The 13,867-nt window shown below is 74.9% G+C and carries 10 protein-coding genes; all 10 read left to right on the forward strand.

The annotated features are described in order from the left end of the window. The first annotated feature begins 163 nt into the window (after positions 1-163). The 10 genes from ABD347_RS02750 (at position 164) to ABD347_RS02795 (ending at position 13,848) form a co-directional block, all read left to right on the forward strand. A complete protein-coding gene (locus ABD347_RS02750; RefSeq protein WP_344356359.1) occupies positions 164-1,429 on the forward strand; it encodes a 6-phospho-beta-glucosidase in 1,266 nt (421 codons plus the stop codon). Further along, positions 1,420-2,403, forward strand: a complete 984-nt coding sequence (locus tag ABD347_RS02755) for an N-acetylglucosamine kinase (protein WP_344355898.1) — start codon at positions 1,420-1,422, stop codon at positions 2,401-2,403. Before ABD347_RS02750 ends, ABD347_RS02755 begins: the two co-directional genes overlap by 10 nt. Positions 2,404-2,562: 159 nt before the next feature. Beyond that, complete coding sequence (locus ABD347_RS02760) at positions 2,563-3,888, forward strand: hypothetical protein (protein ID WP_344355900.1); 1,326 nt, start codon at positions 2,563-2,565, stop codon at positions 3,886-3,888. A 17-nt stretch (positions 3,889-3,905) separates the two neighbouring features. Further along, positions 3,906-4,976, forward strand: a complete 1,071-nt coding sequence (locus ABD347_RS02765; protein WP_425575556.1) for a glutamate ABC transporter substrate-binding protein — start codon at positions 3,906-3,908, stop codon at positions 4,974-4,976. Positions 4,977-5,013: 37 nt separating this feature from the next. Next, positions 5,014-6,288 (forward strand): hypothetical protein, encoded by a 1,275-nt coding sequence (locus tag ABD347_RS02770; RefSeq protein ID WP_344355901.1) that lies wholly within the window; start codon positions 5,014-5,016, stop codon positions 6,286-6,288. 41 nt (positions 6,289-6,329) lie between these two features. Next, a complete protein-coding gene (locus ABD347_RS02775) occupies positions 6,330-8,807 on the forward strand; it encodes a serine/threonine-protein kinase (protein ID WP_344356363.1) in 2,478 nt (825 codons plus the stop codon). Positions 8,808-8,810: 3 nt separating this feature from the next. After that, the gene (locus tag ABD347_RS02780; RefSeq protein WP_344355902.1) at positions 8,811-10,331 is read left to right on the forward strand and encodes a PP2C family protein-serine/threonine phosphatase; all 1,521 of its coding nucleotides are present in this window, start codon (positions 8,811-8,813) and stop codon (positions 10,329-10,331) included. A 79-nt stretch (positions 10,332-10,410) separates the two neighbouring features. Further along, the gene (locus ABD347_RS02785) at positions 10,411-11,769 is read left to right on the forward strand and encodes a vWA domain-containing protein (RefSeq protein ID WP_344355903.1); all 1,359 of its coding nucleotides are present in this window, start codon (positions 10,411-10,413) and stop codon (positions 11,767-11,769) included. Positions 11,770-11,821: 52 nt separating this feature from the next. Then, a complete protein-coding gene (locus ABD347_RS02790; protein WP_344355905.1) occupies positions 11,822-13,228 on the forward strand; it encodes an FHA domain-containing protein in 1,407 nt (468 codons plus the stop codon). Between the two features lie 215 nt (positions 13,229-13,443). Further along, positions 13,444-13,848 carry a globin gene (locus ABD347_RS02795; protein WP_344355907.1) on the forward strand — a complete coding sequence of 135 codons (405 nt, stop codon included), beginning with the start codon at positions 13,444-13,446 and terminating at the stop codon, positions 13,846-13,848. Positions 13,849-13,867 lie beyond the last annotated feature (19 nt).

The following is a 13,867-nucleotide window of genomic DNA, read 5'->3' on the forward strand; positions in this document are numbered from 1 at the left end:
GGCCACGGCCCGGAGTCGCCCGGGAGCACGCACCTCACCGACCCGAGAGCCGGCCATGGCCGCGACCGTCCCGGTCATGGTCCCGGCGATCCTCGTCTTCCTCGTCGCCCGGGCGGCATTCGCCGAGGGCGTCACACGGACCGGAGTGAAGGGCTGGAACCTCATGAAGCTGGCTGTGATCGGGGGCGGCTCCACGTACACCCCCGAGCTGATCGACGGGTTCGCGCGGCTGCGCGACACCCTCCCCCTCGGTGAACTGGTCCTCGTCGACCCGGCCGCCGACCGCCTGGAGCTGGTCGGGGGCCTGGCCCGGCGGATCTTCGCCAAGCAGGGCCACGACGGGCTGATCACGACCACGTCCGACCTGGACGCGGGTGTGGACGGCGCCGACGCCGTCCTGCTGCAACTGCGCGTCGGCGGACAGGCCGCCCGGCAGCGGGACGAGACCTGGCCGCTGGAGTGCGGCTGCGTCGGACAGGAGACGACCGGCGCGGGCGGGCTCGCCAAGGCACTGCGCACGGTGCCGGTGGTGCTGGACATCGCCGAGCGCGTACGGCGGTCCAACCCCCGTGCCTGGATCATCGACTTCACCAACCCGGTCGGCATCGTGACCCGGGCCCTCCTCGGGGCCGGCCACCGGGCCGTGGGGCTGTGCAACGTGGCCATCGGCTTCCAGCGGAAGTTCGCCGGGCTGCTGGACGTCGCACCGGACGCGGTGCACCTGGACCATGTGGGGCTCAACCACCTGACGTGGGAGCGGGCGGTACGGCTCGGCGGGCCCGACGGCGAGGACGTGCTGCCCAAGCTGCTCGCCGAGCACGGTGACGCCATCGCCGGCGACCTCCGGCTGCCGCGTGCCCTGCTCGACCGGCTGGGCGTCGTCCCCTCGTACTACCTGCGGTACTTCTACGCGCACGACGAGGTCGTCCGCGAGCTGGGCACCAAGCCGTCACGGGCGGCCGAGGTCGCCGCGATGGAGCGGGAGCTGCTGGAGATGTACGGCGACCCGGCGCTGGACGAGAAACCGGAGCTGCTCGCCAAGCGCGGCGGGGCCTTCTACTCGGAGGCGGCGGTGGACCTGGCGGCCGCGTTGCTGGGCGGCAGCGCTCCCGCGACGCAGGTGGTCAACACCCACAACCGGGGCACGCTGCCGTTCCTGCCGGACGACGCGGTGATCGAGGTGCGGGCGGCGGTGGACCCCTCCGGTGCCTCGCCGCTGGCCGTACCGGAACTCGACCCGCTGTACGCGGGGCTCGTCGCGGGCGTCACGGCGTACGAGGACCTGGCGCTGGAGGCCGCGCTGCGCGGTGGGCGTGACCGGGTGTTCAAGGCCCTGCTGGCGCACCCCCTGGTCGGCCAGTACGCGATCGCCGACGGGCTGACCGACCGGCTGATCGCCCACAACCGGGAGCACCTCGCATGGGCGTGACGGCCGCCGTCCTCGCCATCGACGCGGGCAACAGCAAGTCCGACGTGGCGTTCGTCGGCGAGGACGGCTCCGTCCTGGCCACGTCGCGCGGGCCGGGGTTCCAGCCCCCGAGGGTGGGTGTCGGAGCGGCGCTCGACGTGCTGGCGGACACCGTGCGTGCCGCGCTGGCGTCCGCGCCGGCGCCCGTCGACCGCGTACGGCACGTGTCGGCGTGCCTGGCCAACGCCGACTTCCCCGCGGAGGAGGCGGAGTTGGCCGACGCCCTGCACGCGCGCGCGTGGGGGCGGACCGCCGAGGTGCGCAACGACACGTTCGCGGTCCTGCGAGCGGGCGTGGAGGAGCCGTACGGCGTGGCCGTCGTCTGTGGCGCGGGCATCAACTGCGTGGGCATGCTGCCGGACGGGCGCACCGCCCGCTTCCCCTCGGTCGGCCGGATCTCCGGTGACTGGGGCGGGGGTTCGGGCCTGGCCGAGGAGGCGATGTGGTTCGCGGCCCGGGCGGAGGACGGCCGGGGCGAGCCGACGGCGCTGGCCCGTGCCCTGCCGGAGCACTTCGGGCTGGGTTCGGTGTACGCGCTGGTGGAGGCGCTGCACCTGGGGCGGATCCCGGCGGAGCGGCGGCACGAGCTGACGCCGGTGCTGTTCGCGGCGAGCGCGGCCGGGGACCCGGTCGCCCGGTCGGTGGTGGAGCGGCAGGCCGAGGAGGTCGTGGCGCTGGCGACCGTCGCGCTGGGCCGCCTCGGGCTGCTGGACGCGGAGGTTCCGGTGCTGCTGGGGGGCAGCGTCCTGGCGGCCCGGCACCAGGGGCTGAACGGTCGGATCACCGAACTGCTGGCCGTCAAGGCGCCGCGGGCCACCGTCAACCTGGTGACCGAGCCCCCGGTGCTGGGCGCGGCGCTGCTCGGCCTGGATCACCTGGGGGCTCCGGCGGAGGTCCGGCGCCGGCTGCGGGCGCACTACGCGCGGCGCCCCTGACAGGGGAACCGACGGAGGCCGGGCGGCGTATACAGGGTGGGGAGAGCGAGGGGTGGTGCGGCGGGGCGGCGGGCACGAAAGGAACAAGATCGAGTCAAGCCAGGTGTGCGCACCGGCCCCTCCAGCCATACTGCGGTGAGCGACCGAGGGGGAGGTCAGGTGACGTACGCACCGGACGGGCGGGGCGCGTGGGCCGGCGGTGTGGCACGGCTGCGCGCCACGGCGACGACCGAGCCGGGCCGGCTGCGGACCCTGGGAGCCGTACTGGTGGTGCTGGTCGTGACGTTCGGCGCGGTCACCGCGGTCGAGATCTCCGGCCGGGCGGCGGCGGCCGACGACGTGGTGAGCCGCAGCCAGCCGCTGAGCGCCGACGCCGCGGACATCTACCGTTCGCTCGCGGACGCCGACACGGCGGCGGCGGGCGGCTTCCTGGCCGGCGCGCAGGAGCCCGCCGGCGTGCGGGAGCGGTACGAGAAGGACATCACCACCGCGTCACGGCTGCTCATCAAGGCCGCGGCGAACACGGACGGTTCCTCGCCGTCCGCCCGTGACATCGCCGCCCTCGGCGAGTACCTGCCGCGCTACACGGGCCTGGTGGAGCGCGCCCGCGCGGCCAACCGGCAGGGCCTGCCGCTGGGCGGCGCGTATCTGCGGTACGCCAACCAGCAGATGAGCACCCGGCTGCTGCCCGCCGCGGAGCGGCTGTACGAGGCGGAGACCGCGCGGCTCGGCCAGGACCACCGGGACGCCCGGAGGTGGCCGTTCCTCTCGCTCGGCGCCGGGGTCCTGGCACTGGCCGCCCTCCTCCGGGCGCAGCGCCGCGCGTACCTGCGTACCAACCGGGTGTTCAACCAGGGCCTGCTGGCCGCCACGGCCGCCACGACGGTGCTGCTGCTGTGGCTGGTGGCCGGGCACACCGTGGCGCGCGCGGGGCTGAACGAGGCCAAGGCCCACGGTCAGGATTCGCTCAAGGTGCTGAACGAGGCGCGGATCAACTCCCTGAAGGCCCGCGCCAACGAGAACCTGACCCTGATCGCCCGCGGTGCGGTGCTGACCGCCGACGGCAGGAGCGACAAGTACGAGACCGACTACAGCGCGGGCATGGGGCGGCTGACCGGAGCGCTGACCGAGGCGCGCGGGCTCGCCGACGACGGCGCGGGCAGGCAGCCGGTCGCGGACGCCTCGCGGCGCGTGGCCGAGTGGCGGAACCGGCACAAGGACGCGCGGGACACGGACGACGGCGGCGACTACGAGGGGGCGCTGGCCAAGGTGATCGGCGCGAAGGACTCCACCGGGGAGGCCTTCGACGAGGTGGACGCGGCGCTGGAGAGGGCCCTGGACCATGAGCAGGGCGAGTTCACCCGGGCCGCCGAGGACGGGCGGGACGCGCTGACCGGCCTGCCGGCCGGGGCCGCGGCCCTGGCCGTGGTGGGCGCCGCCGGGGCCATCATGGGCATCAACCGCAGGCTGTCGGAGTACCGGTGAGGACGAGGGGAGGCACGATGAACGACGACGACACGGCGGACGGGCCGGCGGCGCGAGGGGACGAGGGGCGGGACAGGGCCGCCGGACGTCACCCGGCCCGGGGAGCCGGGCGGTTGCGGGGCTGGGGCGGCGTCGCGGCGATGGCCGTCGCCTGCGGGCTGACCGCCGCGCTGACCCTGGTGCCGCTGTCGCGGGGCAGCCTGGGGCCCTCCGAGGTGTCCGGCGTCGCCCGCCTCGTGCCCGTCGCGGCCGACACGTGCCGGGACCCGGAGGCCTCCCTCCCGCCGTCCACCGCGGACGGGCCGGCCGTCGAGGCCGTCAAAACGCGCGGCAAGCTGATCGTCGGCGTGGACCAGAACAGCTACCGGTGGGGGTACCGCGACCCGGCGACCGGCAGGCTGGAGGGGTTCGACATCGACCTCGCCCGGTCGATCGCCGAGGACCTCCTCGGCAGCCGGGACGCCGTCATCTTCCGGGCCGTCCCCACCAACCAGCGGATCGCCGCCCTGGAGAACGGGACGGTCGACCTGGTGGTGCGGACGATGACGATCAACTGCAAGCGTATCGAGCAGGTCGCCTTCTCCACCGCCTACTTCCAGGCCGGGCAGCAGGTACTGGCGCCGGAGGACTCCCCGGTCACGGGGTACGACTCCTCGCTCAAGGGCAGGCGGGTCTGCTCGGCGGAGGGATCGACCGCGTACGAGGCGCTGGAGAAGCAGTCCTTCGGCGCCGTCTTCCGGGACGAGCACGAGGACTCCCCGCAGGACGAGGACATCCACACCGTGCCCAACCAGCTGGACTGCCTGGTGCGGCTCCAGATGGGCGAGGTCGACGCGGTGGTGACGGACAACGCGCTGGCCGCCGGCCAGGCGGCGCAGGACCCGGCCGTCACGCTGAAGGGCAGGCCGTTCACCACCGAGTACTACGGCGTCGCCGCGAAGCTCGGCAACGACGACCTGGTGCGGCGGGTCAACCAGGTGCTCGTCGACTACCGCCGGGGGCCCTGGATGAAGGCGTACGACCAGTGGCTGCGTCCCGTCCTGCCCGGCATAACCGGGCCGCCCGCGCCGAAGTACCGCACCAACTGACCTGCTGACCCTGCCTGTACGAGTGGAGAGGTGACCGATGAGCGTCACGGGACCCCCTGGGCCGGTGATGGACCGGGACGAGGTGGACCGTGCGCTGGCGCGGCTCGGGGCGGAGCACAAGGCGGTCGAGGACTCGCTGCTCGCCCTGCAGGACCACGCGGGCCGCAGGCTCCTCGAAGGGGCCGGACTGACCGGCACGACCAAGGACCGCTGGGCCGCCACGGAGCAGGCGATCACCCTGCTGTGGACGTACTTCGACGCGTACACGGCGGCGTTGCGCGAGGCGCGCGAGGTACGCGCCCGGCGCCGGTGGCCCGGCCGGGAGGAACTGGCCGAGCTGACGGAGCTGCTGCGCGGCGAGAGCGTGACGGTGTCGGGCACGTCGTCCAGCCTGGCCGAGCGGTTCACGCTGGAGCGGCTGGTGGACCGGATGAACGAGCTGTACGCGAGCTCGCTCGACGTGGTGGTGACGGCGGACGCGGTGTGGTCCGCGCTGCCGGCGCGGATAGACCTGCTGGCGGCGGAGCTGAACCGCACCCGGTCGCTGGCGCGTTCGGTGGGCGTGCGGCCCGGCGAGCACCCGGCCGGTGACGACCTGGAGTCCATCACGCGCGAGCTGGTGGCGCTGCGGGAGCAGGTGGTGACCGACCCGCTGGCCTTCTGGCGCCCGGCGATGGGCAGTTCGGCGCCCGGTGGCGGGCGGCCGGACACGGACCGGTACGACCGGGCGGCCCGGGCGCTGGAGGACGTACGCCGCGAGATCGAGGCGGTGCTCCAGGTACGGCAGGACTCGGAGGCACGGCTGCTGCGGCTGCGGGACGTCCTGTCGCGCGCCGACCGGACGCTCGCCGAGGCGCGGGCCGCGCGGGGCGAGGTGCTGGCGAAGATCGCCGCGTCGGAGGTGCCGGTGGTGAGCGGCCCGCCGACCGCGCTCCAGGAGCGGCTGGCGACCGCGGCCGAGTACCGGCGGCACGCCCAGTGGCACCGGCTGTCGCCCCTGCTGGAGGCGCTGGAGCGGGAGGCCGAGGAGGAGCTGCTGCGGGCGCGCGAGCAGCTCACGGCGGTCACCGCGCCGCTCGCGGTCCGGGCGGAGCTGCGCGGGCGGCTCGACGCGTACAGGGCGAAGGTCGCCCGGCACGGCATGGCGGAGGATCCGCTGCTGGTCGAGCGGTACGACGTGGCACGCCGGATGCTGTGGAGCGCCCCGTGCGACCTGCGGGTCGCCGAGCAGGCGGTGCTGCGCTACCAGTGGCTGGCGGCGGAGGTGCTGTCCGGGGCGGGGCCCGTGGACGGTGGGGGGAGCAGCCGGTGAGTGCGTGTCAGCGACCCGGTTGTGAGGGTTCGTACGAGGACATGGGCGGCGGCGAGCTGTACTGCGGCACGTGCGGCCTGGCGCCCGTGGTCTCGCCGTCGGGGAGGTTGTCGTCGCCGCCGACGGGGATCGCGGGCGGCGGCGAGGGGGTGACCGGCAGCTCGCGGTCCTCGTCGCGGTCGTCGTCACGGTCGTCGCGGCGCTCGGTGTCGGGGCGGCTGTCGCGTTCGCCGGCGGGCGGGACGGGGTCGTCCCGGTCGGTGTCGGCGCGCAGTTCCGGTTCGTCCACCGGCCGGTCGGGGCGGGGCAGGCTGGGAGCCGGGCTCGTGTCGGTCCCGGTGGTGCCGCGCCCCGACCCCCGTTCGGTGGTGATGGGGAACCCGGAGGTGCCCGAGCGGAAGCGCTTCTGCTCGCGGTCGGACTGCGGGGCGCCGGTCGGCCGGGCGCGCGGGGACCGACCGGGGCGTACGGAGGGCTTCTGCACCAAGTGCGGCCACCCCTACTCGTTCGTGCCCAAGCTGCGCGCGGGTGACGTCGTGCACGGTCAGTACGAGGTGGCCGGGTGTCTGGCGCACGGCGGGCTGGGCTGGATCTACCTCGCCGTGGACCGGGCGGTGTCCGACCGGTGGGTCGTGCTGAAGGGCCTGCTGGACACCGGTGATCAGGACGCGATGGCGGCGGCGATCTCGGAGCGGCGGTTCCTCGCCGAGATCGAGCACTCCAACATCGTCCGCATCTACAACTTCGTGGAGCACCTGGACCAGCGGACGGGCTCGCTCGACGGCTACATCGTCATGGAGTACGTCGGCGGCAGGTCCCTGAAGGACATCGCCAACGCGCGGCGGGGGCCGGACGGGCGGCGCGACCCGCTGCCGGTCGAGCAGGCGTGCGCGTACGGCATCGAGGCACTGGAGGCGCTTGAGCACCTGCACAGCCGGAACCTGCTGTACTGCGACTTCAAGGTCGACAACGCGATCCAGACCGAGGACCAGCTGAAGCTGATCGACATGGGCGCGGTGCGGAGGATGGACGACGACGAGTCGGCCATCTACGGCACGGTCGGCTACCAGGCGCCGGAGGTGGCCGAGGCCGGCCCGTCGGTCGCCTCCGACCTGTACACGGTGGCACGGACGCTGGCGGTGCTGACGTTCGACTTCCAGGGGTACACGAACGTGTTCGCGCACTCCCTGCCGGAGCCGGACCACATCGAGGTGTTCCGGGCGTACGAGTCGTTCCACCGGCTCCTGGTGCGGGCGACCGACCCGGACCCGGCGCGCAGGTTCGCCTCGGCCCAGGAGATGGCCGAGCAACTGACGGGCGTGCTGCGGGAGGTGGTGGCCCTCCAGACGGGCCGTCCGCGTCCGGCCCTGTCGACGCTGTTCGGCCCGGAAGCGCGCGTGACGGACACGGAGCTGTTCACCGGCGACGACGGTGAGGTGTCGGTGCTGGGCGCCCGGGAGGTCCCGAAGGGCCTGGGGCTCCTCGGCGGTGGACGCGGGCGCGGCCCCGTGACGGCGGCCGTCCCCACCCCGCGTACGCCCCCGGTGGCCGCCACACCTATGGCCGCCGCACCGGCCCTCGCGCCCACGCCGCTGCTCGCTCCGGTCGACACCCGCGCCATCGCGCTGGCGCTGCCCGTGCCGCACGTCGACACCGCCGACCCCAACGCCGGGTTCCTGGCCGCGCTGACGGCCTCCGCGCCCGCCGAGCTGATCTCCGCCCTGCGCAACGCCCCGGCGAGCTCCCTGGAACTGGAGCTGCGTGAGCTGCGCGCCCGCCTCGAGACCGGGGAGGCGGGTCCGGCGGCCCGGGCCCTGGACACACTGGAGGCGCGGCATCCCGACGACTGGCGGGTCGTCTGGTACCGCGGCGTCGCGTCCTTGGCGAGGGGCGACCACGAGAACGCCGCGCTGTCGTTCGACGCGGTCTACGACGCGTTCCCCGGTGAGCCGGCGCCCAAGCTGGCCCTGGGCGTCTGTGCCGAGGTGCTGGGCCAGTTGGACAACGCGGCCGAGTACTACCGCCTGGTGTGGACGACGGACCCGAGTTATGTGAGCGCCGCGTTCGGACTGGCGCGGGTGCGGCTGGCCGCCGGTGACCGGGCCGGTGCCGTCGGCGCGCTGGAGTCGGTGCCCGAGGCGTCGATCCACTACACGGCCGCGCGCGTGGCGGCCGTACGGGCCCGGCTGCGGCGCCGCGGGGCGTACGAGCCGCTGATCGGTGAACTGACCGCGGCGGCCGCACAGGTGTCCGCGCTCCAGCAGTTCGGTCTGGACGCGGTGCGGCGCGAGCGGTTGACCGCGGAGGTGCTGGGTAGGGCGCTCGACTGGGTACTCTCCGGTAGTCCCGGGGCGGGCACCGAACGGACCCCGCTACTGGGCAGCGAACCGGACGAGCGGTCCCTGCGTCTCGGACTGGAACGCTGCTACCGGGTACTCGCCCGGCTCGCTCAGCGCGGCGAGGAGAGGATCGACATGGTGGAACGGGCGAACCGCTTCCGCCCCCGGACATGGGTGTGATTGATGTCGCGAAGGCACCAGCTGTCCGCCTGCCCCGGCTGCGAGGAGCCGCTGGAGTCGGGTGACCTGTTCTGTGGTGCGTGCGGGTACGACCTGTCGGCCGTACCGCCGCCGCCGGAGGACCGTCCGACCATGGTCGTGGGCTCCCCCGTGAGCGGTGCCGCCCGGCCCGCCCCGGCCGCGCCCGGCCGGGAGCAGCCGCTCGGCGACCCGCCGGGCGCCCGGCCGGCCCCGGGCGCCGGGGCGGTGCGGTTCGACGCCCGCGCCACGGCCGCGGGCGCCGGTGACTTCGAGCTGCCGGCCCCCGCCCCTGCCGCCCGTCCGGCGCCCGTTCCGGGACCGGTCGGCGAGGCCTGGGGGCCGGGCACCCCGGTACCTCCGCCCGCCTCCGGGGCGGGGCCCGCACCGGGCGGGGTGCCTGCGGGCGGAGCGCCCGCGCCCGAAGCCTCGGCCGCGCCCGCCGGAGAGCCCGCGCCCGCCGGGCCGACGGGCGGGGTGCCGGGAGGAGGGTCGGCCACCGGGGCCGGCGGGGACCTGCCGGATCCGCGGGCGGCGGAGCACACGGCGGCCCCGCCGGCCGGCACCCGGCCGTGCGTGGCCTGCCGGGCCGGGCGGGTGGACCCGGACGGGTACTGCGAGAACTGCGGTCACGCGCAACCACGGGAGCGGGACCACATGGAGGAGGAGCTCGGCGCGGTCGCCGCAGTGAGCGACCGGGGGCTGCGCCACCACCGCAACGAGGACGCGTTCGCCCTGTCCTCGACGGCCCTTCCGGACGGCTCACCTGCCGTCGTCGCGATCGTCTGCGACGGTGTGTCGTCGGCGACCCGCCCCGACGAGGCGTCGGCGGCCGCCGCGGCCGCCGCCAACGAGGCGCTGCTGGCCTCCCTCCCGCGCGGTACGCATCCGCAGACGGCGATGCACGACGCGATCGTCGCGGCCTCCGAGGCGGTCAACGCCCTCGCGAGCGGCCACGGCGGCCAGGACGGCCAGGACGGGGACGCCATGGAGCACGACCCGCACCGCCACCAGAACGCCCCGGCATGCACGCTCGTCGCAACGGTCGTCGCGAACGGCCTGCTGGTGGTGGGCTGGGTCGGCGACAGCCGCGCCTACTGGGTGCCGGACGACCGCGGCGGGCCGCCCGCCCGGCTCACCGAGGACGACTCGTGGGCCGCGCAGATGGTCGCGGCGGGCCTGATGAACGAGGCCGAGGCGTACGCGGACGAGCGCGCCCACGCCATCACCGGCTGGCTGGGGGCGGACGCGTACGAAGTGGAGCCGCACATCGCCGCGTTCAAGCCGGACCGGCCCGGTGTCGTCGTGGTGTGCACGGACGGACTGTGGAACTACGCGGAGGCCGCCGAGGACATGGCTCGGGTGGTACCGCCCGACGCGGCCCGCCGGCCCCTGCACAGCGCGCGGGTCCTCGTGGGGCACGCGCTCGACGGCGGCGGCCACGACAACGTAACAGTGGCCGTCGTGCCGTTCGCCATGACGGCCGGAGGGGCAGGATCGGCCTGACCGTTTCGCCCGGCGACCGGCCCGCACCCGCCTCCGTCCTTCGTGCGGGCGTCGGTCCACGTCCCGAGGAGCCGATCAGATGGCGAACTTCTCGAAGTCGCACGTGCCGCGGTTCTCGGTGGACGTGTACCAGAACGCCTACCTGCCGGTGGGCGGGCGCGAGGTCAACGCGATCGTCACGGTCACCTCGACGGGCGGCGGCATCAGCGGAGGGGGGCCGCTGACCCGGGTGCCGGCCTCCTCCTCCGTACCCGGGTGGGCACCGGCCGCCGCCGTGGTGATCATGGTGGACTGCTCCGGCTCCATGGAGTACCCGCCGACGAAGATGCGCCACGCGCGCGACGCCACGGCCGCCGCGATCGGCGCCCTGCGCGACGGCGTGGCCTTCGCGGTGGTCGCCGGCACCCACGTCGCGAACGAGGTCTATCCGGGCGGCGGCCGGCTGGCCACCGCCGACGCGGGCACCCGCGCCCGGGCGAAGGAGGCGCTGCGCCGGCTCAGCGCGGGCGGGGGCACGGCGATCGGCACGTGGCTGACGCTCGCCGACAGGCTCCTGGCGACCGCCGACGTACCGATCCGGCACGGCATCCTGCTCACCGACGGCCGCAACGAGCACGAGTCGCCGGACGACCTCCGGGCCGCCCTCGACGCCTGCGCAGGCCGCTTCACCTGCGACGCCCGCGGTGTGGGCACGGACTGGGAGGTCAAGGAGGTCACCGGGATCGCCTCGGCGCTCCTCGGTACGGCCGACATCGTCGCCGATCCGGCCGGGCTCACCGCGGACTTCACGCGGGTGATGGAGAACGCGATGGGCAAGGAGGTCGCCGACGTCGCGCTGCGCCTGTGGACACCGGTGGGTGTGGAGATCGTCTTCGTGAAGCAGGTGGCGCCGACGGTGGAGGACCTGACGGACCGGCGTAGGGAGGCGGGGCCACGGGCGGGCGACTACCCGACCGGGTCGTGGGGCGACGAGTCCCGCGACTACCACGTGTGCGTCCGGGTGCCGGCGGCCGGGGTCGGTCGGGAGATGCTCGCGGCGCGTGTCTCGCTGGTCCTGCCCGACCCGGCGGGCGGCGGTACGCCGCGGCCCCTGTCGCAGGGGCTGGTGCGCGCGGTGTGGACGGACGACATGGCGGCCTCCACGTCCATCAACCCCCAGGTCGCGCATTACACGGGCCAGGCGGAACTGGCACAAGTCATCCAGCAGGGGCTCGATGCTCGCAAGTCGGGCGATCTCGATGGCGCGACGGCGAAACTGGGCCGCGCCGTGCAGCTCGCGGCCGCCTCGGGCAACGCGGACACCGCGAAACTCCTTTCGAAGGTGGTGGACGTGGTCGATGCGGCGACCGGTACTGTGCGACTGAAGGCGAAGGTCGCGGAAGCGGACGAGATGACACTCGAGACACGCTCCACGAAGACCGTTCGCGTGAAGAAGTAGGACACGATCTGCTCGGCCCGCGGGCCGGATGAGGAGAGGGGGAAGCGCCGACATGCCGACCTGCCCGAACGGACACCAGTCGGGTTCCGACGACTGGTGCGAGGTCTGCGGCCACCGCATGGCCGGGGCGGGCGCGCCTGCGGGTGCCGTTCCGCCGCCGCCTCCCCCACCGCCGCCCGCGTACGGCTACCCCGGCCCGGGCGGGGCGGGTGGTCCCACCGGCGGGCACGGCGGCCCCGGCGGTCCTGGTGGCTTCGCCGGCGGCGACCCCAACGCCACCGCGCAGGCGGAGCTGTGCCCCCAGTGCCGCACCCCACGGGAGGCCATGGCGCCGTTCTGCGAGGAGTGCCGGTGGAACTTCCTCACCAACACGGCCACTTCGTACACCCCCGTCGCCCCTCCCCCGGGGCCGGGCAGCCAGAGCCGTCCCGGGACTCCCCGTGGCCACGGGGCTCCCGCGGGTCCCGGTGGGCCGCCGCCCGGGATGACCCTGCCGCCCGGCTATCAGTCGCGGCCGCAGGCACCGTCCGCGCCGCAGGCACCGTCCGCGCCGCAGGCACCGTCCGCCCCGCAGGCGCCGCGCCCGCCGGATCCGTACGAGTACCAGGGCTCGCGTCCCTCGCAGATGAACCGCCCGGCCGAGCCGCTGCCGCCCGAGCCGCCGACGCCACAGCGGCCTTCGCAGGGTGCCCCCCAGGGGCCGGCGCACGGCGCGCCGCAGGGCCCGCCGCCGGTTCCCCAGGCGTTCCAGCAGCCTCCCGGCCCGCCCCGGCCGCCCCAGGGGTTCCAGCAGCCGGGTCCGCCGCCCCCTCCGCGGCCCCAGTCCCCCTCCGGCGAGGACGACTGGATGCTGCCGCCGCCCTCGCAGCAGCGCCCCCCGGCGCCGCAGCCCCAGGCACCGCAGGCACCCCAAGGGCCTCAGGGATCACAGTCCTCGCAACCACAGCCCCAGCCACAGCCACAGCTCCAGCCCCAGGCACCGCGGGCGGAGGCCCCCCGGCCCCCGCAGTACCCATCGGCGCCCGCGAGCTGGACGGCGGTCGTGGCACCCGACCGCGAGTACTTCACGGCGATGATGCGGCGCAGCGGCCCCGAGGCCGCGGGCCTCAACCTGCCCGCGTACTCCCCCGAGCAGCGGCTGTCGCTCTCCGGCAACCAGGTCAGCATCGGCCGCCGGCGGCACTCCACGGGCGAGTCCCCCGACATCGACCTCTCGGTGCCGCCGGAGGACCCAGGCGTCTCGCACCAGCACGCCGTGCTGGTGCAGCAGCCGGACGGCTCCTGGGCGGTCGTCGACCAGAACTCCACCAACGGCACCACGCTGAATGGCGCCGAGGACCCGATCCAGCCCTACGTCCCCGTGCCGCTCAAGGACGGCGACCGGGTCCACGTGGGCGCCTGGACGACGATCACCATCCAGCGCGGCTGGCCGGAGCCCGGCTCCGAGGGCAGGCCGTAGGCCCTCGGGGACGTCCGGCCGCACCCCGCCGGACGCCGTCCGTCCCCCGGCCCTCGTGTGCGGCGTCCCCGCGCCCGGCCGGCGGGGGCGGACGGCCGGCCGACCGGCCGGCCGGTGTGCGGAACGCCGGGTTCCCCGCCCCGTACACCGGTGGCGAACGGTCCGGAGGTCGTAGGGCCCGGGTCCTCGGCCGGTCCGTCTGAGACGATGGTGTCGTGAATGAGATCCCGCGCGGCACGCTTCAGGAGCAGACCTTCTACGAGCAGGTCGGCGGCGAGTCCACCTTCCGGCGCCTCGTCCACCGTTTCTACGAGGGAGTCGCCGAGGACCCGCTGCTTCGGCCGATGTACCCCGAGGAGGACCTGGGTCCGGCCGAGGAGCGGCTGGTGCTGTTCCTGATGCAGTACTGGGGCGGCCCCCGCACCTACAGCGACAACCGCGGCCACCCGCGCCTGCGCATGCGCCACGCCCCCTTCACGGTGGACCGGGCGGCCCACGACGCCTGGCTGAAGCACATGCGGGCGGCGGTCGACGAACTCGGCCTGTCCGAGGAGCACGAGCGGACGCTGTGGAACTACCTGACCTACGCCGCCGCGTCGATGGTCAACACCGCCGACTGAGCCGGGCGTACGGCCCGTG

The sequence above is a fragment of the Streptomyces gobitricini genome, from assembly GCF_039532985.1.
Taxonomy (GTDB): domain Bacteria; phylum Actinomycetota; class Actinomycetes; order Streptomycetales; family Streptomycetaceae; genus Streptomyces; species Streptomyces gobitricini.

Excerpts from the sequence above, each read along its gene's own strand:
- ABD347_RS02750 (WP_344356359.1), top strand. The coding sequence starts at position 164 with ATGAAGCTGGCTGTGATCGGGGGCGGCTCCACGTACACCCCCGAGCTG.
- ABD347_RS02755 (WP_344355898.1), top strand. The coding sequence starts at position 1,420 with ATGGGCGTGACGGCCGCCGTCCTCGCCATCGACGCGGGCAACAGCAAG.
- ABD347_RS02765 (WP_425575556.1), top strand. The coding sequence starts at position 3,906 with ATGAACGACGACGACACGGCGGACGGGCCGGCGGCGCGAGGGGACGAG.
- ABD347_RS02770 (WP_344355901.1), top strand. The coding sequence starts at position 5,014 with ATGAGCGTCACGGGACCCCCTGGGCCGGTGATGGACCGGGACGAGGTG.
- ABD347_RS02775 (WP_344356363.1), top strand. The coding sequence starts at position 6,330 with ATGGGCGGCGGCGAGCTGTACTGCGGCACGTGCGGCCTGGCGCCCGTG.
- ABD347_RS02780 (WP_344355902.1), top strand. The coding sequence starts at position 8,811 with ATGTCGCGAAGGCACCAGCTGTCCGCCTGCCCCGGCTGCGAGGAGCCG.
- ABD347_RS02785 (WP_344355903.1), top strand. The coding sequence starts at position 10,411 with ATGGCGAACTTCTCGAAGTCGCACGTGCCGCGGTTCTCGGTGGACGTG.
- ABD347_RS02790 (WP_344355905.1), top strand. The coding sequence starts at position 11,822 with ATGCCGACCTGCCCGAACGGACACCAGTCGGGTTCCGACGACTGGTGC.